The following is a 21,211-nucleotide window of genomic DNA, read 5'->3' on the forward strand; positions in this document are numbered from 1 at the left end:
GCCCGGATTGTCCTTCGACTCCGGCCCCGCCTGCCAACCAGCTTGCCGACAACCCTGCACCGCGGACCGAACTGGCCTGTCCTGGCCCGGCATTTCGGCCCATTGGCCAAACGCAAGCCTGCGCACACTTCAAGTTCCCGCCTACCGTGCGTGAATCCGCCGCCCCTCGCTTCGCCCCCATGTCCCAGCATCCCGCCATCAGGACCCGGCTGATGACTGCCGCCATTGGCGCAGCGGTCGGCCTGCTGATGCTGCTGGGCATCCGCACGGTGTTCAACAACAGCGTGACCCGCGCCGAAGAGGCCCGCAGCCAGGCCCGCGAGCGCTACCTGGAGCTGGGCCTGAGCCTGGGTGCCATGCTGGACGCCGAGACCGGCCAACGCGGCTACGTGCTGACCGCCCTGCCCAGCTTCCTGGCGCCCTACCAGGGCGCGCACCAGCGGGCCAACGAATCGCTGCAGCGGCTGCGGCCGATGTATGCCGACGACGCCGAAGGCCTGGCCAGTCTGGACGAACTGCAGCGCTGGGAACTGCTGAAGTTCAACGAGCTGCAGGAGATCATCGACGTGCGGCGCGAGAGCGGACTCAGCGCGGCCCGCGAACGGGTCGCCGACGAGCGCGGCCAACACGACATGGAACAGATCCGCCGCATCATCGACGCGCTGCGCGAACGCGAGTCAGGCGCGCAGGCCACGCTGGCACAGGTGGTGCAGCAGGCCAGGCGCGATGAGACCTGGTTCGAGCTGCTGTTCGTCGCGCTGCTGCTGGGCGCTGGCGGGCTGGTCTACCGCTCGCAGCTGCAGCGCGCCCATGAAGCGCAGGAGGCGGCCACGGCCCAGGTCGCGTCCGAGCGGCGGCTGCGGGCGGTGACCGACAACATCCCGGCCATGGTCGTGCGCCTGGACCGCGAAGCCCGCATCCTGTTCGCCAACCCGGCCGCCGGCATGCTGCTCGGCGAAACCCAGGAGAGCATGCTGGGCCGCACCGTGCGCGAAGTGCGTGGCGAGGCCTCGTACCAGGCCATGAAGCCGTACATCGAGCGGGTGCTGGCCGGCGAATCCGTCGTCTTCGAAACCTCGCCTGTCATCGCCGGCGTGCAGCGCCATTTCCAGCAGCACTACGCGCCTGACCGCGACGAAGCCGGCCTGATCCGCGGCTACTTCGTCTTCATGTTCGACATCACCGAGCGCAAGCTCGCCGAGCAGCGCCAGGCGCAGAGCGAACGCCAGCTGCGCACCATCACCGACAACCTGCCGGTGCAGATCACCTACATCAAGCCCGACGAGACGGTCGCCTTTGCCAACGCCACGCTGCAGCATTGGATGGACGTGCCGGTCAAGGACATCCTCGGCAAACCGCTGAACCAACTGCTGGGGCCGACGCTGTATGCCGAGCGCAGCCAGCCGCTGCAGCGCTGCCTGCGCGGGGAACGGGTCGAGTTCGAAAGCCAGTCCGAGGTGCATGGCGCGGGCGTCTGGCTGCACACCACCTACCTGCCCGACGTGGCCGAAGACGGCAGCGTCGTTGGCGTCTACGCGCTGAGCAGCGACATTTCCGCGCTGAAGGCCGTGCAGCAGGAGCTGAATGCCCAGGCCAGGGTCGACACCTTGACCGGCCTGCCCAACCGCCGCCAGTTCGACGAACGCCTGCCGCAAGCCCTCGCCCGCAGCCGCCGCAGCCGGCGCCCCCTGGCGCTGCTGTTCCTCGACGTGGACCATTTCAAGCAGGTCAACGACACCCACGGCCACCCGGCCGGCGACGCAGTGCTGGCCGAGCTCGCGCGCCGCCTGCTGCAGGTGGTGCGCGCGACCGACACCGTGGCCCGCCTGGCTGGCGACGAATTCGTGGCCATCCTGGAGAACCTGCACCACCCGGACGACGCCCACCTGGTTGCCGAAAAAATCGTCGAGGCCATCCGCCGGCCGATGCTGCACGGCGACCTGAGCCTGCAGGTCTCGGCCAGTGTCGGCGTGTCGTTCTACGACGGTCCGCACGACACCATGGAAAGCCTGGTGGCCCGCGCCGACCAGGCCCTCTACCGCGCCAAGGCCGCCGGCCGCAACACCTTCGCGGTGACTGCCGCCTGAGGCTGCCTGAAGCCGCAGCTCGGGGCATGTCCGCCGGCTGCACTACACTTTTTGCGCCCGTCTCCCGCAGCCAACCCCCACTTTCCTGTCCATCCATCCGCATGCAGTCCTGGCCACGCCTGGCCGCGCTCGCGGCCATCCGCGGCTACCAGCGCTTCATCTCCCCGCACAAGGGCTTTGCCTGCGCCTGGCGCGTGCACACCGGTGGCGCCAGCTGCTCGGCGCTGGGCTTGCGCGTCATCCGCCGGCATGGCCTGTGGCGCGGGCTGCAGCTGCTGCGCGAGCGCACTTACCGCTGCGGCGTGGCGCACCGGCGTTGCGGTCATGCGCGCGGGCCGGGCATCTCGGCGCTGGTGGCGCAACGGGGGTCCTGCGATGGCTGCGACGTGGGCGACGTGGGCGACTGTCCGCTGGATTTCGGTGACTGTTGCGACCTCGGCGACTGCTGTGACGGCTGCGGCGACTGCGACCGGTCAAAGCGCCGCGACAAGCGCAAACGCCGCGACGCCGATCAGCACATTCCACCGTCGCGCCGCGCGGCGGCTACCATGCGCCGTCACCCCGATTCGCGATGAACCGACTGCACGCCGAATACCTCCGCCTCTACGCGCCGGACCCCTCCGCCCTGCCCGCTGGCAGCACGACAGCCGCGGACTTGGTCGACGCCCAGGGCCGCGTGCGGGCACTGGTGCTGGCGCTGGGCCGCCCGGCTGACTGGGCCTTGTTGTCGCAGGTCTGGCAGGGCGTGCAGGCCGACCTGGGATGGCCTGCGCCCGCCATCGCCGTCTCCGGTGTCGACGCCTTCCAGCTGTGGTTCTCCCTGGCCGAGCCGCTCGCCGCAGACAGCGCCAGGCAGCTGCTGCAAGCGCTCTGCGCCCGCTACCTGCCCGGCCTGCCGGCACAGCGGCTGGACCTGTGGCCGACGCAGCGCGGCCCGGATTCAGGTCCAGCACGACACGCCGCGCCAGTGCCTGCCGAGCAAGCCGAGACCGGCCTTTGGTCCGCCTTTGTATCGCAGGACCTGGCGGCGGTGTTCGTCGAAGCGCCGTGGCTGGACATTCCGCCCGGCGAAGAAGGACAGCTGACGCTGCTGCGCAGCATGCAAAGCGTGTCGCCGGCCGCACTGGCTTCGGCGATGGCGGAACTGCAAGCGCCGCCGGCAACGGCCGCGGCCCTGGCCGCTGCGCCAGGCTTCGCCGGCCTGCCCGTCGCCTGCACGGACCCCCGCCAGTTCCTGCTGGCCGTGATGAACGACGCCAGCGTGCCGCTCGCCCTGCGCATCGACGCCGCCAAGGCGCTGCTGCCGACGCCGCCGGCCAAGACCCCATGACGCCAACCCTGCAACGCCTGGCCCCGGCCCACGCCGCCGAATACCGCCAGCTCATGCTGCAGGCCTACACGCTGCACCCGGAGGCCTTCACTTCGACCGCCGCCGAGCGGGCCGCTTTGCCGCTGGGCTGGTGGGAGGCGCGGCTGGCGGAAGGTGACGTGCCGGATGAACTCGTCATCGGCGCCTTCGTCGACGGCCAGCTCGCAGGCGTGGCCGGCCTGGCCTTCGAAGCCCGCGAGAAAACCCGCCACAAGGCCACGCTGTATGGCATGTACGTGCCCGCCGCGGCCCGCCAGCGCGGCCTGGGCCGGCAACTGGTGGAGGCGGTGCTGGCCCAGGCCAGGGCGCGGCCCGGCGTGCGCCAGGTGCAGTTGACCGTCAGCGAGGGCAATGCGGCCGCGCAGGCGCTTTACCGGCACTGCGGCTTCGTGCCGTTTGGCACCGAGCCGATGGCGGTGGCCGTGGCCGGCGGCTTTGTCGCCAAGGTCCACATGGCTGCCACGCTGCACCGGAGCGAAACCGGCGTCGCCACCACCCGCCTGCGCCCGCTGCCACCGGAGCACTTCGCCAGCTACTGCGAGGCCGCGATTGCCAACTACGCCGAGCAGAACCTGCGCGCCGGCCGCGTCACCGCCGAACAGGCGCTGCCGCAGGCCCAGGCCGATTTCGCGCTGCTGCTGCCGCAAGGCCTGGCCACGCCGGAGCACTTCTTCCTCGAAATCCTGGCCTCCGAAAACGGCCCGCTGGCCGGCTGGCTGTGGTGGGCCATCGAAGACCGCCACGGCCACCGCAGCGCTTTCGTCTACGACCTGATGATCCTGCCGCCAGCGCGCCGCCGCGGCCATGCCAGGGCCGCCTTGCAGGCGCTGGAAGCCGTGGTGCAGGCCCACGGGCTGGACCGCATCGGGCTGCACGTCTTCGGCTTCAACCACGGCGCCCAGGCCTTGTATGCGGCGCTGGGCTATCGTGTGACGGGGCTGAACATGGCCAAGCAGCTTTCCGCCTGAGCCGCTAGGCCCGGGGATGGCGGGGCTGCCGCCTGCGCCGTAGGATGCGCGACGCTGCTCCCACCCGATCCCTTGCCCCTGGAAGTCCCGATGCCGGTCGATCCGCTGCTCTACCTCACGCATGGCCTGTTCTGGACCAGCTTCGGGCTGACCCGCTGGTGGGTCTCGCGGCACGCCGCGGTGGCCACCGAAGAAGCCCCCGCCACCACCGGCACCACCCAGGCCGTGCGCGGCGCCGGCCTGCTGATCGCGTTTCATTCGGTGGCCTTCGGCCTGATGTATTTCGAGATCGGCGCGCGCGTGCTGGGCGGCCGGGTGCCCTCGCTGTTCACAGGCCAGCGGCTGGCCGGCACGGCGGTGATTGCGCTTGGTGCCTGGCTGGCCTGCTGGGCGCTGCGCTACTTCGCCTCCTGGCGCTTCCAGGCCAAGCTGGACACCGGCCACCGCCTGGCCACCGGCGGCCCGTTCCGCTGGCTGCGCCACCCGATCTACATGGCGCTGAACCTGCTGGCGCTGGGCTCGCTGCTGTGGGTGCCCAGCCCGCTGATGCTGGCCGCCCTGGTGCTGATGTGCCTGGGCAGCGACCTGCGCGCACGCGCCGAAGAGCGCCTGCTGACCCAGGCCTTCGGCAGCACCTACCGCCACTACTGCGACCGCACACCCCGCTTCGTGCCGGGTGTTTATTGACTCCTTCCCGAGGCCCGAATGCCGCTTGCCCTGAACCCCTCCCGCCGCGCCTGGCTGCTCACGCTGAGCCTCGCGGCCATGTCCGGCATTGCCGCCGCAGCAAGCGACGCGGCACCGAAGATCGACGCGCCCAATGTCGTGCCCATCACCCCGCGTCTCATCAGCGCCGGCCAACCCACTGCCGCCGCGCTGGGCAAGCTGGGTGCGCAAGGCTTCGGCGCGGTGATCTACCTCGCACCGCCCACCTCGTCCGACGCGGTCAAGGGCGAGGCCGAGATCGTGCGCCGCCAGGGCCTGCAGTTCACCAACATCCCGATCGAGTTCAACAAGCCTGGCCCGCAGGACTTCGCGGACTTCGAAAAAGCCATGGCCGCCGCCGGCGACCGCAAGGTGCTGGTGCACTGCCAGGTCAACATGCGCGGCTCGTCCATGGTCTTCCTCCACCGCGTGATCACCGGCAAGGAAGACCCGGAAGTGGCCTATGCCTCGGTCACCAAGGTCTGGGCGCCCAGCGGCGTGTGGCGCGAATTCATCGTCAACACGCTGCGCGCGCACGATGTGGACTTCGAACCCTATTGAAGATCGGCCCCCAGACCCGGCGCGCCCCTGCGCCGGCCCTTCCAAACGAAAGCGCACTGCGATGACCCTGGAAGCCTTCCTCCGCACCGCCTGGGATGAACACGCTGACGCAGCACAGGCCGTGGCCGAGCGCCTGCCTGGCGCCCTCGACCTGCTGCAGGTGCCGGCCGATGTGAGCCCGCTAGTGCGGTTGGCCGCGCACGTCTACGGCGAGCACCTGGGCGCGTGGCAGGCGGGCCTGGCGCTGCTGGGGCGCATGGGCGGGTTGCCACTGTGCGCGCAAGACCCTGCGGCCCTGCTCGCGGTGCAGCGCGGCCAGGCTGCGTTGCGCATCGCGTCAGGCGAACCAGGTGCCGACGCACTGGCCACGCTGCCGGTCAGCGAACATGTCAACGTGCTGGCCCAGGTCGCGGCCATGCAGACGGGCCGCGAGAACCTGCCTGCCGCCATCCAGGCGCTGGAAGCCGCGCTGCAGGCCGAGGCCAAGGCCAGCCCGGAAGAAGATGACAGCGCCGCCCGCCCCGGCTGGCGCGCGATGGCCGTGGCCGGCAACAACCTGGCCGCCGCGCTGGAAGGCCAGGCAGACCGCAGCGCCGCCGAAACCGAAGCCATGCTGCGCGCCGCCCGCATTGGCCTGACCTACTGGCGCCTGGCGGGTGGCTGGCTGGAAGAAGAGCGCGCCCACTACCAGCTGGCCCGCTGCGAACTGGCCGCGGGCCAGCCCAAGGCCGCGGCGGCCAGCGCGCTGCAGTGCGTGACGATCTGCGAACGCGAGTCCGCGCCGGCATTCGAGCTGTTCTTCGGCCATGCGGTGCACGCGTTGGCCTTGCGCGCCGCAGGTGACGCCAGCGGCCATGCGGCAGCCCGCAGCTTGGCGCTCGCGGCCCATGCCCAGCTCGGCGCGGACGAGCAGCCCTGGTGCAGGCGCGAGCATGCCGAGCTGAACAGCTGAGAGTCTCCGCACGGCCCGCAGAGACTGCCGTGAAAGGCCTTGCCGTGTCCACTGCCACGCCCCAACCCGCACTGCCTACAATCCCGGCTCCGGTGCGGTTTCGGCTGCGCCGGTGCGTTCTCAGGGCGGGGTGAAAGTCCCCACCGGCGGTATCCGCGCAAAGGCCTCCCCGGCCCGAGTGCGGGAGCCCGCGAGCGCCTGCTGCCTCACGGCGGCAGGGTCAGCAGATCTGGTGCGATGCCAGAGCCGACGGTCACAGTCCGGATGAAAGAGACCGCAACATCCCGGCCGCCAGGCCCGGGGCAGCCGCTGCGTTGCCCCGGGCCAAGTGGCTGTGGTGGCGCGCGCCCTGATTCTGGCCAACCCCTCAGATTTCGAGGTTTCCCATGAATCAGCCTGCTTCTGCTTCTTCCCTCTCCACGTCCCACACCAAGGCCGGGCCGACCCGCATCGCGCTCATCTCGGCCGGCTGGCATGCCGACATCGTTGGCCAGGCCCGCGAATCCGCGCTGGCCGAGTTCGAACGGCAAGGCCTGCCGCGCTCCCAGGTCGAGCTGTTCGAGGTGCCCGGCGCCTTCGAGATCCCGCTGCATGCGCAAGCGCTGGCCCGCAGCGGCCGCTTCGACGCGGTCATTGCCTGCGCGCTGGTGGTCAACGGCGGCATCTACCGCCACGAGTTCGTCACCTCGGCCGTCATCGACGGGCTGATGCGCGTGCAGCTCGACACCGGGGTGCCGGTCTTCTCCGCCGTGCTCACACCGCGCGACTTCCACGAGCACGACGAACACCGCCAGTTCTTCCACGCCCACTTCGTCAAGAAAGGCACCGAGGTGGCCCAGGCCTGCCTGCGCACCCTCGCCAGTCTCAAGGCGCTGGCGCAACTGCAGCATTGACGCAGCGCTGACGGCAACAAACGTTTGGCAGGGCCGGTCTACCATCGGGTTTTCCGTAGCCCCTCTGCCATGCCGCCTGCCCAGGAGTTCGCTCACCCGGTCACCCACCTCCCCCGGCGCCCCTGGCGGCTGACGGTCTTCGTGCTGCTGGCCCTGGCGCTGGTCTGGCTGCGGCCCATGGACCAGCTCGCCGAGCGCTACACCGACCAGGGCTGGAAACGCGCGCTGACCACCTTCGCCGCAGCCCGCCTGCTCAACGGTGCGCTCAGCCTGGCCCGCGAGGTCGAGATCACCGGCACGGTGCTGGGCGTGGGCGGCTCGTTCCACCCTGGCGCGGTGCTGGCGCCGGTGGACGAACTGGTCGAGCAGTTTTCGTCGCTGATGCTGGGCGCCACGCTGTCGTTTGCGCTGCAGCGCCTGGTGCAGCAGATCTTCAGCGCCTGGCCGCTGTGCCTGGCGCTGAGCGTGCTGCTGCTCGCCTGGCTGGCCTGGGCCTGGCGCCGGCCCGCGGCGGCGCCGCGCCTGCTGGCCGGCGCAGCGCTGGGCCTGCTGTGCCTGCGCCTGCTGGTGCCGCTGATCGCACTCGGCAACCAGGCCATCTACCAGGGCTTCCTGGCCCCCGAATACGAACAGGCCCAGGCCCGCATCAGCGCCGTGAAGACACCCGAGCTGCCACCACCCACGCAAGGCGAAGGCTGGACCGACCGGGCCCGCGCCTGGCTCGGCCAGGCGCCCGAACTGGCGCGCCAACTGGGGGACATCAAGGCCCAGGCCGAGGGCCTGGTGGAACACCTGGTGCGGCTGGCCGCGGTCTTCCTGTTGCAGACCCTGGTGCTGCCGCTGCTGTTCCTGTGGGCCGCCTGGCGCGGCGTGCGGCTGCTGATGCCGCTTGGACGCAACAGCCCCGGCAAAGGCTGACCATGCACGCTTCGGTCTTCGTCGAACTGCGCTTCTGGCTGCTGGTGCTGTTCTCGCTGATGGCGGCCACCGGCATCTACCTGGCGATGATGCGGCGCAGCGTCTCGCGCCTGGCAGTGCTGGGTTTTGGGCTGGCGCTGGTGCTGATTGCCGGCATTGACGTCTACCTGCTGCAAAGCCTCAGCAACCTGGCCCGCCACACCCCTTCGCTGACCGACGACACGGTGTTCCTGTCCGAGCTGTCGATCGGCCTGTACCTGCTGCCGGCGCTGTTCGCCGGCATTGGCATCAACGTCGTCTCGCACGTGCTGATCCAGCACCTCAGCGCTGCCGAGCGGCGCTTCGACCGGACCCATGGGGTGCGCGACCCCGACGCCTGAGCGTCATTCCGCCTCGATCTTCGCCGCGCGGATCACCTCGCCCCAGCGCCGGATCTCGCTGCTGAGCAGTTGCCCGTATTCGGCCGGCGAACTGGCCGCCGGGCGCATGCCGAGCTTGACCAGCTTCTCCCTCAACGCAGGCGTGTCCAGCGCCTCGCGCACGGCCTTGTTCAGCACCTCGATCACGGCTGCAGGTGTGCCGGCAGGCGCGGCCAGCGCGTTCCACGAGGCCACGTTGTAGCCAGCCACGCCGGTCTCGATGGCGGTGGGCACCGCGGGCAGCGCCGGGTTGCGCCGGTCCGACGACACCGCCAGCGCCTGCACCGCGCCGGCCTGCACCTGCGGCAGCATCGGCGCGAGGATCTCGACCGCCAGGTCGATCTCGCCAGCCCGCAGCGCCGTCAGCACCGCCGGGCTGGCCTTGTAGGGCACGACCAGCAGGTCCAGCCCGGCCACCGTCTCGAACAACTTGGCCGCCAGGTGCTGCGTGCTGCCCACCGCGATGGTGCCCACATTGAGCTTGCCCGGATGCGCCTTGGCATGGGTGATCACGTCCTTCAACGACGTAAAGCGGCTCCCCGCCTGCACGAAAAAACCCAGGTCGAAATAGCCGAAGGTGCTGATGGGCGCAAAGGCCTTCACCGGGTCGTAGGGCAGCTTGTTGAACAGCGCCACGCTGACGGCGTGGGCGTTGCTCATCAGCAGCAGCGTGTGGCCATCGGGCTTGGCAGTGGCCACCGCCTGGCTGGCGACGATGCTGCCGGCGCTGGGCCGGTTGTCGATCACAAACGGCTGGCCCAGGCGCTTGCCCATGACCTCGGCGACGGTGCGCGCGGTGATGTCGGCCACGCCTCCCGGCCCGAACGGCACCAGCAGCTGGATGGGCTTGTCAGGGAAGTGCGCCTGGGCACGCCCGGACAGTGGCAGCAAGGCAGCGCCGGCACAGGCCAGCAGTTCACGGCGGCGGAGGAATGCAGGCGCAATCGGGTGCATGCCCCGAGTGTGCGACAAACCCACCGCCGTCGCCGCCTTCACATCAGTGGATGGGGATCTTGCTCAGCACAGCCGCTGCGTCCAGTGCAAAACCAAGGCCGATGCTTTTCAGAAGCTCACGCGGTTTCACCGGCATGTTGGAGTTGATGGCCCCCGCCAGCAGGCAGATCAACAGCGCAAATATCGAAAAAGCCCACCACCTGGGAAACTCGACCGGCGCAGATGGGTCCTGCCATTTCTGGACCACAGGCAGCAGGGTGCGCAGGAAGAATCCGAATGACGCGCAGACCCAGTGCATGAAGAAGCGTCCGGCAGTGTCCTGCAAAGAGGTATCCGAAGGCTTGGGCCCGTCTGGCGGCGTCGCGCCTTGCCCTTGCATCAGGTATGGCCGATGGACTGGCACAGTTGCGGGATCTGACATTTCATTTCTCCCCCTGCTTCAGCTTGAGATACACGAACCAGGCGGCCACGACAGCTCCGGCCATGGCAAGAATGAACCAGAAGTTTTCCAGCACCAGCCTTGCGAAGGCGAACAGCACGATGGCGATGACCGCAAGAATGGCCCACGTGGACAACTTCTGGATGATTTCGTCATTCATCTTCGACCTCTTCAATGGCCAGGGTCCGCTGAAGGCTGCTCAAGCCTGAGTCCTGGCCAGGCTCAGGCGGCGCAGCACTGGCCCCATCAGGGCGTGTAGACCTCGACTAGGAATCGTCCCGGGTACCCTCCGGCGCCCTGTACCACGCTGCTCTCATGGGCTTTGGCGCAATACGCCAGGCATTCCCCGCCTCCACCACCGCAGGCGGCAACGGTCAATGCCAGGGTCAGGCCCAAGACCCTACCCACCTTTTGAAACATGTTCATGGCTGTTCCCTGGTGCCGAGATGACGGCACCTGCCGGTACGATTTCAGGCGGAACCCCGGGGCCAATCCTTCCCCGATTCCGAACAATTCCTACCGAAGTCACCAGACGGCATGCGAGCCGGGGGCGCAAGCGATGAAATGGGAGAAACCGGCGTTGGCAGCCGAGGCAGACGACTTTCGGGCTTCCGGCCCGCTGCTGTGGTCATTCGGAACCTGCACGCTGGACGAGCGCCGCCTGGAACTCAGCGTGGACGGCGAGTTGGTCGCCGCCGAGGCCCGCCCGCTGGAGCTGCTGGTGCACCTGCTGCACCATGCCGGCGAACTGGTGACCAAGGACGAACTGATCGAGGCGGTGTGGCCCGGCCGCATCCCGTCGGAATCGGTGCTGACCAAGACGGTGGCCAAGCTGCGCCAGGCGCTGCGCGATGAGGACCAGGCGCTGATCCGCACCGTCTACGGCCAGGGCTATCGGCTGGTCGCGCCGGTATCGGTGAAGGCCCGGGCCGACGCCGCGCCGGTGGACACGCCCGACTTTGCGCCCGGCCTGGCCGCCGGCGAAACGCCACCGCTGCGCCCGCACTGGGTGCTGCGCGAGAAGCTCAGCAGCGGCGGACGCAACGAGGTCTGGCTGGCCCGCCATGCCAAGACCGGGCAGCCGCGCGTGTTCAAGTTCGCGCGCGATGCCGACGGCCTGCGCGCCCTGAAGCGCGAAGTCACCGTGTTCCGCCTGCTGCGCGAGGCGCCCGGCGCCGGCGAACACCTGCTGGAAATCCTCGACTGGAACCTCGACGAACCGCCCTGGTTCATCGAATGCCCCTTCATCGCCGGCGGCAACCTGGCCCATTGGTGCGAACAGGGCGGCGGCATCGCGGCCATCGACCTGTCCCTGCGCCTGGCGCTGATCGCGCAGGCCGCCGACACGCTGGCCGCCGCGCACGACACCGGCGTGCTGCACAAGGACGTCAAGCCCGGCAACGTGCTGGTCGACCTGGACGCCCAGGGCCGGCCGCTGGTGCGCCTGGCGGATTTCGGCAGCGGCCGGCTGATCGACCTGGAGCGGCTGGCGCGCCTGGAGATCACCCGGCTGGGCTTCACCCAGTCGCTGGACCTCCCGGGCGACGACAGCAGCGGCACGCCGCTGTACCTGGCGCCGGAACTGCTCGCCGGCCAGCCGCCCACGCTGCGCTCGGACATCTACGCGCTGGGCGTGATGCTCTACCAGATCGTGGCTGGCGACTTCCGCCGGCCGCTGGCACCCGGCTGGGAGCGTGACGTGACGGACCCGCTGCTGTGCGAGGACATCCGGGCCTGCGCCGACGTGGACCCCGCCCGCCGGCTGGCCGATGCCCGCGTGCTCGCCCAGCGGCTGCGCGACCTGGCCGCACGCCGCGAGCAACAGGCGCAGGTCCAGGCCGAACTGGCGCGGACCCGGCAGTTGCACGCACGCCTGGAACGCATGCGCACCCGCCGGCCCTGGCTGGTGGCCAGCGCGCTGCTGCTGGTGGCGGGCCTGGCCGTCTCGACCCAGCAATGGCTGCGCGCCGACAGGGCCAACCAGCTCGCGCTGCGCGAGTCGACCCTGGCGGCTGCCGTCAACCGCTTCCTCACCGATGACCTGCTGGCCGGTGCCAACCCGCTGCACGCGGGCCGGCGCGACGTGCAGGTCTCCGAAGTGCTGGCGCGCGCACAGCAGCAGGTGGCCGCGCGCTTTGCCGGTCGGCCCGAGCAGGAGGCCGCGGTGCGCGAAGCCATCGGCAAGGCGCATGCGGGCCTGGGCGACTACGCCGCGGCCGAACGAGAGCTGCGGCAGGCCGTGCGGCTGCTGGACGGCCTGCCGCAGGCGCGCGCGCGCCGGGGCGAGCAGCAGCTTGCACTGGTCGAGGTGCTGCTGGCCGCCGAAAAACCGGATGCAGCGAGCGTGGAGGCCAAGGACCTGGGTTCACGCGCGCCTCTGGCGGCAGACACGGCGCTCGGACTGGCGACCGCGCTCGCCTGGCTGGACTTCCGGGCAGGCCACTACACCGCGGCGATCGAGGCCATGGAGGCGCAGCGCGGCGCCTACCAGGCGCTGGCAGCCGAACAGCCCGACCGCATCGAGGCCTTCCTCGGCCGCCTGGGCGAGGCCTACGTGGTCGCCAACCGCGGCGACGCTGCCATCCAGGCGTTCAGCGACCTGCTGCAACGACAGACCGCCCTCTACGGCCCGCGCGATGCGCGGCTGGTCCGGGCCTTGATCGGGCTCGGGGAAGGCTACGAGCGGGCCGACCGCAACCCCGAGGCGCTGCCCATCCTGGCGCGCGCCACGTCCCTGGCCCGCGAAACACTGGGCGAGGAACACGACCTCACCCTCACCGCGGGCGGCGAGTTGGCTGGCGTCTATGAAAGCCTGCAACGGTTTGGCGAGGCGGAGGCCGAGTACCGGCGCGTGCTGGAGATCCTGCGGCGCCGCTTTGGCGAAGAAGCGCCGAACACCCGCGTGCTGACGGTCAACCTGGGTGTGCTGTATGAACACAGCGGCCGCAGCGCGGATGCCTTGCCCCTCTTCGAGCATGTGCACGAGGTGGACAAGCGCCTGGACGGCGAGTCGCACCCCGAGACGCTGGTCGCGGCGTACCACGTGGGCGGCAGCCTGGCCCAGCTCAAGCGCTGGAACGAAGCCCTGCGCTGGCACAGCCGCACCTGGGAACTGGCGGGCAAGGCCTTGCCCGCGGACGATTCCCGGCGCGGGGTCATGCAGTCCGCACTCGCCGAAGCCCAGTGCCATGTCGGCCAGGCCGAGCAGGCTCGCGCCAACTTCGACCAGGCCATCCCGTTTCTGCAGCGCACCGCAGGCGATGCGCACCCGCAGACACGCAAGGCCATCGAACTGCGCCGCAGCTGCCTGGGCGATCCTGGCAAGCCCTGAGCTTCAGGACGCCGCTCGGGTGCCGCTCACCTCCGTGGTTCCGGAGCAGGATTCACTGCCTTTGGTCCAGGTCCAGGAGGAAGACCCGCTGAGGCTCTTGGCATCCGAGGTCACCGTCACCTTCAGCTCGTTCAAGGTGGTGGTGCCGCCCTCTTCGGGATAGCTGCCGGTCCATTCCACGGTGTCCGTCTGGATCGAGCCGTTGAACACCTGCCCGTCTTCGGTCTGCAGCTTCAGCGAATTGCCGGTCTGCTGGATGGTGACGCTGTAGAGCGTCTTTTCGCCCACCGGGTCGCCACAGTTGTTGCTGCCCTTGGTTTCGGCAATGTCCCAGGTCCCTGCGACATCGAGGGATTGCCCGCTGCCGCTGCTCTTGTCGTCATCGCCACCGCCGCCGCAGGCGGCCAGCACCGACAAGAGAGACCCCAGGGCCAGACGGCCCCAAATTTGATTCACCGACATGATGATGTGCTCCATGCAAATGGGAAAAAGGGATGCAGGCGCCGGTGCATGCCTGACTCGGCACGGCGGCGCGCTGGACAGCGTCAACAAGTCCTCTTCAACTTGCCGGAGTGATTGAAGCGGTGGCCCGCCCTCGAATCCTTCCCGGATTCCGAACAACTCCTACGAAAGCGGGCGGAAAGGGTCACCGGCCGGGCGCATTCCCGCCTCCGCGCAGGGTTGGTCCGGCAAAGCTGCCGGCGCAGGCGACGAGAATCGCCCCATGCCTTCGACCGTTATTCCCCTGCGCCACTGGCGGCTGGCCGCCACGCTGGCCACCGCGACCTTCAACGGCTGCGCCGCCGGCCCTGCGGCCACGCCCGCTTCCGTCGCCGCCGCTGCCCCAGCGCCTGCGGCATCGGCCGCGGAGGCGGCCAGCCCCGCCGCCTCCGCGGCCTCCTCGCCGGAAGAGCTGGCGCGGCAGCAGGCTGCCTTCGCCCGCTGGGTGCAGGACATGCGCGACCGCGGCCGCAGCGCCGGCATCAACGAGGCCACGCTGCGCAGCGCGTTCGGCAACGTGCAGTTCCTGCCGCAGGTCATCGAGCAGGACCAGGCCCAGCCCGAGCTGACCCGCAGCGTGTGGGACTACCTGGACCGCGCCGTCTCGGCGCAGCGCATTGCGCAAGGCCTGGAGAAGCTGCAGCAGATCCGCGGCGAAGCCGAGGCTGCGGCCACGCGGCATGGCGTGCCGCCGAACGTGGTCGTGGCCATCTGGGGCATGGAGAGCAACTACGGCAGCCACTACGGCGACATCCCGACCATCGACGCCCTGGCCACGCTGGGCTTCGAAGGCCGGCGCGAGGACTGGGCCCGCGGCCAGCTCATCGCCGCGCTGAAGATCCTGCAGCGTGGCGACATCGATCGCGCGCACATGATCGGCTCCTGGGCCGGCGCCATGGGCCAGACCCAGTTCCTGCCCACCGCCTTCCTCAGCTACGCCGAAGACGCAGACGGCGACGGCAAGCGCGACATCTGGGGCAGCATGGCCGACGTCACCGCCTCCACCGCCAACTTCCTCGCCCGCTCCGGCTGGCAGGCCGACCAGCCCTGGGGCGCCGAAGTGCAGTTGCCCAAGGACTTCGACCCCGGCCGCGCCGACACCGAAGTGCGCCAGCCCAGTGCCAAGTGGGCCGCCGAAGGCGTGAAGACGCCGGACGGCAGCCCGCTGCCCGCAATGCCCGAAGCCAGCATCCTGCTGCCCGCCGGCATCCGCGGCCCGGCCTTCCTGGTCGGCGCCAACTTCCGCAGCATCCTGCGCTACAACAATTCCAACAGCTACGCGCTGGCCGTGGGCCTGCTGGCCCAGCGCCTGGCCGGCGGCCCCGGCGTGCAAGGTGCCTGGCCACGCGACCTGCGCGCCCTCACCCGCACCGAGTTGCTGGCCATGCAGACCGCGCTGAACCAGCGCGGCTTCAACACCGGCACGCCAGACGGCCGCTTCGGCCCCGCCACCCGCGCCGCGCTGCGCGGCTACCAGCACAGCATCGGTGTGCCGCCGGACGGGTTTCCGGATCAGAACCTGCTGGCGCGGTTGACGGCGCGGTAGGCGGCCGGGCCAGCGGATTTCGTCACGCGGCCCCGCAGTTCCGTGACTCATCCAGCTCAGCCTCGCATCAAATCGGCCGAAACCAGCGAATGGCCCGCGGTGTGCGCTGGCCTCTGAACGGCACCGTGCACCTGCTCTCCTTCGTTTCACGCAGCTGGGCCAGCCTCTGGCTTGGCCTGATCCTCGGTTTCACCTGGCCCCAGGCGGCGCAGGCGACCGACGCCTCCGCGACGGCCGATGCCGGTCGCTGGCAGCGGCTGGCCGACCCGGTGTTCCGGCATTTCCCGATTCCCACCGCCTTGCAGGCCACCGCCATGGTGCAGGACGACCAGGGCTTTCTCTGGCTGGGCACGCAGAACGGCCTGGCGCGATGGGACGGCTACCGTTTCCGCAACCACGAGGCCGATGCCAACCGCCCGGGTGCGCTGCCCGACAGCTACATCACCACCATGCACCGGGACGCGCGAGGCCAGGTGTGGATCGGCAGCAGTGCCGGCGGCCTGTCGCGGCTGGCGGCCGACCATGCCAGCTTCATCCGCGTGCCCGGCGGCCCGAACGGCCTGAGCCACCGCAGCGTGTTCGCGCTGGCCGATGACGGCCAGGGTGGCCTGTGGGTCGGCGGCGGTGCCGGGCTGGACCAGCTCGCAGCCGACGGCCAGCAGGTCAGTCGACATGCCAAGGAGGCACGCGAGCAGGGCTTGCCGGATGGCGCGGTGCAGTCGCTGCTGCGCGACCGCAGCGGCGCCTTGTGGGTGGGCACGCGCGTTGGCCTGTTCCGCCGCGCGGCCGGCGCCAGGCGCTTCGAAGCCGTGTCGCTGCCCTGCGCGGACGGCAGCCCGAGCACGGTCAGCCAGCTGATCGAGGACCGCCAGGGCCGGGTCTGGATCGGCACCCGGCCGCACGGCGCCTACGTGGTGGCGCCGGGCGAATCCAGGGCCTCCGTGGTGCGGGACAGTGAGCACGGCGGCGCAGCCGGCCTGGCCAGCGACTCGGTCTTCGCACTGATCGAAGCCGGCGACGGCGAGATCTGGATCGGCACCGACGGCGGCGGCATCGTGCAGGTGAACAGCAGCAGTGGCCGCACCCGGCGGCTGCGCCACCTCGAAGGCGCGCCGGCCAGCCTGCTGGACAACGAGATCAGCATGTTCTTCCGCGACAGCAGCGGCACCTTGTGGGTGGGCACCAACAACGGGCTCAGCGCCTACCGCCCGGCGCAGCAGGCCGTGCTGACCTGGCTGGGCCAGGCCGGCAGGGCCGAAGGCATCAGCCACGGCACCGTGACCCAGCTGCTGGCCCAGCCGGACGACCGGGCCTGGCTGGCGCTGGGCAACGGTGGCATCGACATCGTGGATCCCCAGAAAGGCCGCGTGGCCCAGCTGCAGCCGGACGCCACCCGTCCGCGGGACGCGCTGCCCAAGGGCCGCGTGCTGGTCATGGCCGGCGCGGCCGGTGGTGCCGTCTACCTGGGCACCCAGCAAGGCCTCTACCGCGCCGAAGCCAGCGGCCAGGCCGTGCGCCGGCTGGTGGTACCCGGCAGGGTAGACAACGCCGCGACCTGGGCCTTGTGCGTGGACGGGGACCAGCTCTGGCTCGGTGGGCTGGACGGCCTGTGGGGCTTTCGCATCGCAGCCGACGGCACGCTGCAGCCGCTGCCCGGCGCGCGGGCCGACCCGGCGCAGCTGGGCGACGGCCGTGTCACCCAGCTGGCGCTCGCCGAAGGCGACGGGCTGTGGGTGGGCACGCGCGCCGGGCTGCTGCGCTACGACCGCGCGCTGCACGAAGTCACGCGGCTGCCGGAAGACGCACCGGACCGCATTGGCATGCCCGGCGGCTACATCAGTGCCGTGCAGCGGGACAGCCGCGGCCGGCTGTGGGTGGGCTCGTTCGGTGGCGGGCTGCGCGTGGTCGATCCCGCGCCGGCCGATGGCAGCGCGCCACGGGTGCGGCGCATCGGCCTGGCCGAAGGCTTGCCGAACAACGGTGTGGACGCGCTGCTGATGGACGCCCAGGGCGACGCATGGGTCAGCACCGACGACGGCCTGGCGCGCATTGCCGGCAGCGACCTGTCGGTCACGCCGCTGCACGCGGCCGATGGCGTCGGCATCCCGTCGTACTGGGTGGGCGCCGGCGGTATCACGCCGCATGGCGAACTGCTGTTCGGCGGCAGCGGCGGGCTGACCATCGTCAAGCCGGAGCGGCTGGTGCCCTGGGGCTTTGCGGCGCCTGTGGTGGTGACCGAGGCGCTGGTCGGCGGCAGCCCGGTGCCGCCGCCGGGCGCAACGGGCGACACGACTGCCAGGCTGACGCTGCCGGTCGGCCGGCGTGACCTGTCGGTCGAATTCGCCGCGCTGGACTATTCGGCACCCGAATCCAACCGCTATGCCTACCGCCTGAAAGGCTTCGACCCCGACTGGACGCCCACCGACCCCAGCCGCCGGCTGGCCCGCTACACCAACCTGCCGGCCGGCGACTACCTGCTGGAGCTGCGCGGCTCCAACCGCCAGGGCCAGTGGTCCGAGCCGCTGCGCTGGCCGGTGCGGGTGCTACCGGCCTGGTACGAGACGGCCTGGTTCCGCGTCGCGCTGGGGCTGGCCGCGCTGCTGCTGGTGGCCGGCCTGGTGCAGGGCCGCACGCTGATGCTGCGCCGCCGCCAGCAGGTGCTGGAAACGCTGGTGGCCAGCCGCACGGCCGAGCTGGAGCAGCGCAGCGCCGAGCTGCACGAGAGCGAGCGCCAACTGCAGCAAATGGCCTACTACGACGGCCTGACCGGCCTGGCCAACCGCCGCCTGTTCAACGAGGACCTGAAGCGCCTGCTGGCCGAAGCCCAGCGTGGCCAGCCCTTCACGCTGATGCTGCTGGACCTGGACCACTTCAAGCAGATCAACGACACCCTGGGCCACGATGCCGGTGACGCGCTGCTGGTGGCCGTGGCCCAGCGCCTGCGAGACGCCGTGCGCGAGGTGGACCGCGTGGCCCGGCTGGGCGGCGACGAGTTCGCATTGCTGCTCACCCGCACCACCGCCACCGAGGACGTGGAGCAGGTCTGCCGCCGCATCATCGACAGCCTGGACCTGCCGGTCGAACACCAGTCCCAGCACCTGCAGGCCAGCGCCAGCATTGGCCTGGCCCGCGGCCCGCACGAAGCCGACAGCGCGGCCGAGCTCTACAAATGCGCCGACCTCGCGCTCTACGCCGCCAAGCGCGCCGGCCGCCGCGGCTGGCGCTGGTACACGCCAGCCGCCAGTTGAGCGGACACCGGACCGCTCATCGCGTCACCTCAACACCCCAGCCACGTCGACGATGTCCACCCCCGACAGCTGGCCCAGCCAATGGTCGAACCACGGCTTGTGCGAGGCGCCGACGATGGACAGCACCCGGGCGCCAGGGCGTTCGCGGAAGGTCTCGTGGATGTTGGCCACCATGCGCAGGTTGCGGATCTCCCAGCCTGCAACCCAGATCTGCGGATAACCCTCCGGCGACCTGGCGCGCAAAGCCGCGGCAACGTTGACCTCCGCGAGCACGCGCAAGCCTTCGGGATCGTTGAGGAAGCGGTACATCGGCAGCAGGTCAGGGGCCTGGAGCAAGACCTTCTCCCGCTTCTCACGTTCGTTCAACGCCCCTCTTCCCGAAGCCCATGCAGCCTCGATCACCCGCCCGAACGCCTTCGTGTCCGCGACATCGAGGCTGTCCCCGGTGTGGTTGTCCACGGCGAAGACGCGCTGCAGGCCCAACCGCGCCGCCAGGCGCGCGCCCAACTGGTAGTCCTCGTTGTTGCGCGTCCCGATCTGACCGAGCATGGCCACCAGCGGCGCGTCCAGCGTGTCACCAGCGCGCTGCTCGGCGGCCGGCAACTGCAGCCACTGCACATAGGCCGACGCTGGCTCGTTCGCCGCCAGGAACAGCGCAGCCAGGCGCCGCCGCTGTGCCGGCGTCGGCTGCGCAGGCCAGGCCTTGAGCACCTTGTTCACTTCGGCAATGGCGGCCGGCACGTCCAGCCCGGTGGCCGCCTTCGCCAGGTCGGTCGGCGCACAGTAGTCCGCGCCGTACTTGGCCGGATGGCGCGCCGCGAAATCACATTCCTCGCCAGGCAGCGCCTCGATGGTGATGATGTCCGGCCTGAAGCCCGCCAGCCGGTCCAGCAAGCCCTGCAGCGTTGCCGGATCAAAGCCCTGCGGCAATTCGCGCAGGTGCATGGTGCCCAGCACCAGCACCTGCGCCCGGGGTCCCACCATGTCCCGGTCCAGCGAGGCCAGGTCGACCTGCGCCTGCGCCTGCATCGCGACGGCAAGCGCCACCCACGACCCGCCCAGCCACTTTTTCCACGTACCCACTTCGCATGTCTCCCAAGGTTGAAAGCGCAGCTTCGGCAGGCAGAAGCACCATCGCTTCCCGCCAACCGCTTCGCGTCGGCGACTGTAGCGAGCGCACGCCGCAGCGTCCGCCAGCGCGCGACGAAACGACCATTTGGCAGGAGGAACCGGCGCCCCTGGCGACGAGCATCGCCGCCCGCGCCGCCGCCCGCTTGCCGCGGACTGGACACAAAAAATTCCGACCTCAATGTCCATCGACGCGCCCCCTCCTCGTTCATCCAGGTAGACAGCCACCGCGATCTCCGTGTTGCTCGGGGCCGGAGGCGAACCACCATCGGAGGGAACACCATGGACAGGCTGCGCGGTCTGATCGCGATGATTGCCGGCATCGGCGCGGGCACGATGGCGCCCGTCTTGCCAAGGAGGCGGCCATGAACGCAAGTGCTTCTCGACTCAGCCTCGGCGGCAAGACCCGGGTGGGCTGGGGCGGCCGCGGGGGGGCCGATCTGTTCGCTGTTGAAGGCGGCGTCCTGAGCTTGCGCGGTCTGCGGACCTACCGCTTCACACCCGATCAGGTGGTGGCCATCGAGCCGCTGGGGCCGCGCTGGCTCAGTGGTGGGGTGCGCATCGTGCACAACCAGGCGGACTACCCGCGCTTGATGAGCTTCTACTGCAGCGGCGGCAGTGCGAAGGTGTTCGAACTGCTGGCCCTTGCCGGCTTCGTGCCGCGCGGCAGCGGGCCCGCCGCAGGGCGGTCGCGGCTGCGCGCGGCGGTCTTCCCGTTGCTCGTGCTGCTGGTGATCAACGTGATCGTCTCGGGGCTGTTGCGGTTGTTGCACTGATCGGCCAACGGGCCGAGGGTCACTCCGCCCCGCGCAGCCAGTACAAGAGCGCAAAGCCGATGGCCAACCACAGAGCCACCACGAGCACGACCCCTGCCCGGCTGTTCGGCTTCCTGCCGTTGGCTTGCATCCACGCGTCCGCCTGCGCGCGGCATTCGGCGAGGACTTCCGGTGGCAGGAGCCGAATGGTCAACCAGATCAGGCCAGGCAGCAGCAGCACATCGTCGAGGTAGCCCAGGACCGGAATGAAGTCCGGGATCAGGTCGATGGGACTCAGCGCGTAGGCCACGACGAACACCCCGAGGGCCTTCGCGTACCAGGGCGTGCGGGGATGCTTGCCGGCGAACCACAGCGTCACGCCGTCGCGTTTCACTCGCCTGGCCCAGGTCTTCAGGTGCTTGCTCAGCGTCATGGAA

General features: G+C 70.2%; 20 protein-coding genes and 1 riboswitch. Of the genes, 14 read left to right on the forward strand and 6 right to left on the reverse strand.

All coding sequences use genetic code 11. The features are described from left to right. Positions 1-179: 179 nt before the first annotated feature. The 10 genes from AC3WR5_RS11505 to AC3WR5_RS11550 all read left to right on the forward strand — a co-directional run bounded on the left by AC3WR5_RS11505 (position 180) and on the right by AC3WR5_RS11550 (position 8,833). Complete coding sequence (locus tag AC3WR5_RS11505; protein WP_492484428.1) at positions 180-2,087, forward strand: diguanylate cyclase domain-containing protein; 1,908 nt, start codon at positions 180-182, stop codon at positions 2,085-2,087. Between the two features lie 101 nt (positions 2,088-2,188). Then, positions 2,189-2,662: a membrane protein insertion efficiency factor YidD gene (yidD, locus tag AC3WR5_RS11510; protein WP_231011323.1), complete on the forward strand. Its 474-nt coding sequence runs from the start codon at positions 2,189-2,191 to the stop codon at positions 2,660-2,662. After that, positions 2,659-3,417, forward strand: a complete 759-nt coding sequence (locus tag AC3WR5_RS11515; protein WP_492484430.1) for a hypothetical protein — start codon at positions 2,659-2,661, stop codon at positions 3,415-3,417. Before yidD ends, AC3WR5_RS11515 begins: the two co-directional genes overlap by 4 nt. Next, positions 3,414-4,424, forward strand: coding sequence for a GNAT family N-acetyltransferase (locus AC3WR5_RS11520; protein WP_492484432.1), 1,011 nt, complete (start codon positions 3,414-3,416; stop codon positions 4,422-4,424). The genes AC3WR5_RS11515 and AC3WR5_RS11520 overlap by 4 nt, the downstream gene beginning before the upstream one ends. A gap of 72 nt (positions 4,425-4,496) precedes the next feature. Continuing rightward, positions 4,497-5,111 (forward strand): methyltransferase family protein, encoded by a 615-nt coding sequence (locus tag AC3WR5_RS11525; protein WP_492484434.1) that lies wholly within the window; start codon positions 4,497-4,499, stop codon positions 5,109-5,111. 18 nt (positions 5,112-5,129) lie between these two features. Then, the gene (locus tag AC3WR5_RS11530) at positions 5,130-5,690 is read left to right on the forward strand and encodes a protein tyrosine phosphatase family protein (RefSeq protein WP_141291501.1); all 561 of its coding nucleotides are present in this window, start codon (positions 5,130-5,132) and stop codon (positions 5,688-5,690) included. A gap of 61 nt (positions 5,691-5,751) precedes the next feature. Continuing rightward, entirely contained in the window at positions 5,752-6,642 is an 891-nt protein-coding gene (locus AC3WR5_RS11535) for a hypothetical protein (protein WP_492484436.1), read from the forward strand. Positions 6,643-6,754: 112 nt separating this feature from the next. Further along, positions 6,755-6,922: riboswitch (FMN riboswitch) on the forward strand. 106 nt (positions 6,923-7,028) lie between these two features. Continuing rightward, entirely contained in the window at positions 7,029-7,535 is a 507-nt protein-coding gene (locus tag AC3WR5_RS11540; RefSeq protein ID WP_492484438.1) for a 6,7-dimethyl-8-ribityllumazine synthase, read from the forward strand. Between the two features lie 69 nt (positions 7,536-7,604). Beyond that, positions 7,605-8,453 (forward strand): hypothetical protein, encoded by an 849-nt coding sequence (locus AC3WR5_RS11545; protein ID WP_492484440.1) that lies wholly within the window; start codon positions 7,605-7,607, stop codon positions 8,451-8,453. Positions 8,454-8,455: 2 nt separating this feature from the next. Continuing rightward, on the forward strand, positions 8,456-8,833 hold the full coding sequence (locus AC3WR5_RS11550) for a hypothetical protein (RefSeq protein ID WP_492484442.1): 378 nt from the start codon (positions 8,456-8,458) through the stop codon (positions 8,831-8,833). A 3-nt stretch (positions 8,834-8,836) separates the two neighbouring features. Here the strand turns inward: AC3WR5_RS11550 and AC3WR5_RS11555 are convergent, their stop codons facing one another. From AC3WR5_RS11555 to AC3WR5_RS11565, 3 genes are read right to left on the reverse strand one after another with little or no spacing between them, the layout of a single operon-like run. Next, positions 8,837-9,826 (reverse strand): Bug family tripartite tricarboxylate transporter substrate binding protein, encoded by a 990-nt coding sequence (locus AC3WR5_RS11555; protein WP_492484444.1) that lies wholly within the window; start codon positions 9,824-9,826, stop codon positions 8,837-8,839. Positions 9,827-9,869: 43 nt separating this feature from the next. Then, on the reverse strand, positions 9,870-10,247 hold the full coding sequence (locus AC3WR5_RS11560; RefSeq protein ID WP_231011311.1) for a hypothetical protein: 378 nt from the start codon (positions 10,245-10,247) through the stop codon (positions 9,870-9,872). A gap of 1 nt (position 10,248) precedes the next feature. Continuing rightward, on the reverse strand, positions 10,249-10,425 hold the full coding sequence (locus tag AC3WR5_RS11565) for a hypothetical protein (RefSeq protein ID WP_492484446.1): 177 nt from the start codon (positions 10,423-10,425) through the stop codon (positions 10,249-10,251). 399 nt (positions 10,426-10,824) lie between these two features. Between AC3WR5_RS11565 and AC3WR5_RS11570 the strand changes: the two genes are divergently transcribed. Further along, the gene (locus AC3WR5_RS11570; RefSeq protein WP_492484448.1) at positions 10,825-13,596 is read left to right on the forward strand and encodes a tetratricopeptide repeat protein; all 2,772 of its coding nucleotides are present in this window, start codon (positions 10,825-10,827) and stop codon (positions 13,594-13,596) included. A 3-nt stretch (positions 13,597-13,599) separates the two neighbouring features. Here the strand turns inward: AC3WR5_RS11570 and AC3WR5_RS11575 are convergent, their stop codons facing one another. Beyond that, complete coding sequence (locus tag AC3WR5_RS11575) at positions 13,600-14,148, reverse strand: hypothetical protein (protein ID WP_492484450.1); 549 nt, start codon at positions 14,146-14,148, stop codon at positions 13,600-13,602. A gap of 172 nt (positions 14,149-14,320) precedes the next feature. On the opposite strand from AC3WR5_RS11575, the gene AC3WR5_RS11580 reads away from it, so the two are divergent. Continuing rightward, on the forward strand, positions 14,321-15,643 hold the full coding sequence (locus tag AC3WR5_RS11580) for a lytic murein transglycosylase (protein ID WP_492484452.1): 1,323 nt from the start codon (positions 14,321-14,323) through the stop codon (positions 15,641-15,643). 89 nt (positions 15,644-15,732) lie between these two features. Next, positions 15,733-18,891 carry a diguanylate cyclase domain-containing protein gene (locus AC3WR5_RS11585; RefSeq protein WP_492484454.1) on the forward strand — a complete coding sequence of 1,053 codons (3,159 nt, stop codon included), beginning with the start codon at positions 15,733-15,735 and terminating at the stop codon, positions 18,889-18,891. Positions 18,892-18,915: 24 nt separating this feature from the next. Here AC3WR5_RS11585 and AC3WR5_RS11590 read toward each other — a convergent pair whose 3' ends face one another. Beyond that, positions 18,916-20,247 (reverse strand): DUF5694 domain-containing protein, encoded by a 1,332-nt coding sequence (locus tag AC3WR5_RS11590; protein WP_492484456.1) that lies wholly within the window; start codon positions 20,245-20,247, stop codon positions 18,916-18,918. A gap of 137 nt (positions 20,248-20,384) precedes the next feature. Here AC3WR5_RS11590 and AC3WR5_RS11595 point away from each other — a divergent pair, with 137 nt between their 5' ends. Then, entirely contained in the window at positions 20,385-20,795 is a 411-nt protein-coding gene (locus AC3WR5_RS11595; RefSeq protein ID WP_141290333.1) for a hypothetical protein, read from the forward strand. Positions 20,796-20,814: 19 nt separating this feature from the next. On the opposite strand, the gene AC3WR5_RS11600 is transcribed toward AC3WR5_RS11595, so the two are convergent. Further along, positions 20,815-21,207: a YkvA family protein gene (locus AC3WR5_RS11600; RefSeq protein ID WP_492484458.1), complete on the reverse strand. Its 393-nt coding sequence runs from the start codon at positions 21,205-21,207 to the stop codon at positions 20,815-20,817. Between the last annotated feature and the right edge of the window lie 4 nt (positions 21,208-21,211).

The sequence above is a fragment of the Ideonella sp. FW305-24 genome (genome assembly GCF_058788035.1).

What these genes read in the sequence shown, in the direction of transcription:
- AC3WR5_RS11520 (WP_492484432.1), top strand. Translation starts at nt 3,414, where the DNA reads ATGACGCCAACCCTGCAACGCCTGGCCCCGGCCCACGCCGCCGAATAC.
- AC3WR5_RS11600 (WP_492484458.1), bottom strand. Translation starts at nt 21,207, where the DNA reads ATGACGCTGAGCAAGCACCTGAAGACCTGGGCCAGGCGAGTGAAACGC.
- AC3WR5_RS11565 (WP_492484446.1), bottom strand. Translation starts at nt 10,425, where the DNA reads ATGAATGACGAAATCATCCAGAAGTTGTCCACGTGGGCCATTCTTGCG.
- AC3WR5_RS11505 (WP_492484428.1), top strand. Translation starts at nt 180, where the DNA reads ATGTCCCAGCATCCCGCCATCAGGACCCGGCTGATGACTGCCGCCATT.
- AC3WR5_RS11545 (WP_492484440.1), top strand. Translation starts at nt 7,605, where the DNA reads ATGCCGCCTGCCCAGGAGTTCGCTCACCCGGTCACCCACCTCCCCCGG.
- AC3WR5_RS11585 (WP_492484454.1), top strand. Translation starts at nt 15,733, where the DNA reads ATGGCCCGCGGTGTGCGCTGGCCTCTGAACGGCACCGTGCACCTGCTC.
- AC3WR5_RS11595 (WP_141290333.1), top strand. Translation starts at nt 20,385, where the DNA reads ATGAACGCAAGTGCTTCTCGACTCAGCCTCGGCGGCAAGACCCGGGTG.
- AC3WR5_RS11535 (WP_492484436.1), top strand. Translation starts at nt 5,752, where the DNA reads ATGACCCTGGAAGCCTTCCTCCGCACCGCCTGGGATGAACACGCTGAC.
- AC3WR5_RS11580 (WP_492484452.1), top strand. Translation starts at nt 14,321, where the DNA reads ATGCCTTCGACCGTTATTCCCCTGCGCCACTGGCGGCTGGCCGCCACG.
- AC3WR5_RS11555 (WP_492484444.1), bottom strand. Translation starts at nt 9,826, where the DNA reads ATGCACCCGATTGCGCCTGCATTCCTCCGCCGCCGTGAACTGCTGGCC.
- AC3WR5_RS11530 (WP_141291501.1), top strand. Translation starts at nt 5,130, where the DNA reads ATGCCGCTTGCCCTGAACCCCTCCCGCCGCGCCTGGCTGCTCACGCTG.
- AC3WR5_RS11570 (WP_492484448.1), top strand. Translation starts at nt 10,825, where the DNA reads ATGAAATGGGAGAAACCGGCGTTGGCAGCCGAGGCAGACGACTTTCGG.
- yidD (WP_231011323.1), top strand. Translation starts at nt 2,189, where the DNA reads ATGCAGTCCTGGCCACGCCTGGCCGCGCTCGCGGCCATCCGCGGCTAC.
- AC3WR5_RS11550 (WP_492484442.1), top strand. Translation starts at nt 8,456, where the DNA reads ATGCACGCTTCGGTCTTCGTCGAACTGCGCTTCTGGCTGCTGGTGCTG.
- AC3WR5_RS11560 (WP_231011311.1), bottom strand. Translation starts at nt 10,247, where the DNA reads ATGTCAGATCCCGCAACTGTGCCAGTCCATCGGCCATACCTGATGCAA.
- AC3WR5_RS11540 (WP_492484438.1), top strand. Translation starts at nt 7,029, where the DNA reads ATGAATCAGCCTGCTTCTGCTTCTTCCCTCTCCACGTCCCACACCAAG.
- AC3WR5_RS11515 (WP_492484430.1), top strand. Translation starts at nt 2,659, where the DNA reads ATGAACCGACTGCACGCCGAATACCTCCGCCTCTACGCGCCGGACCCC.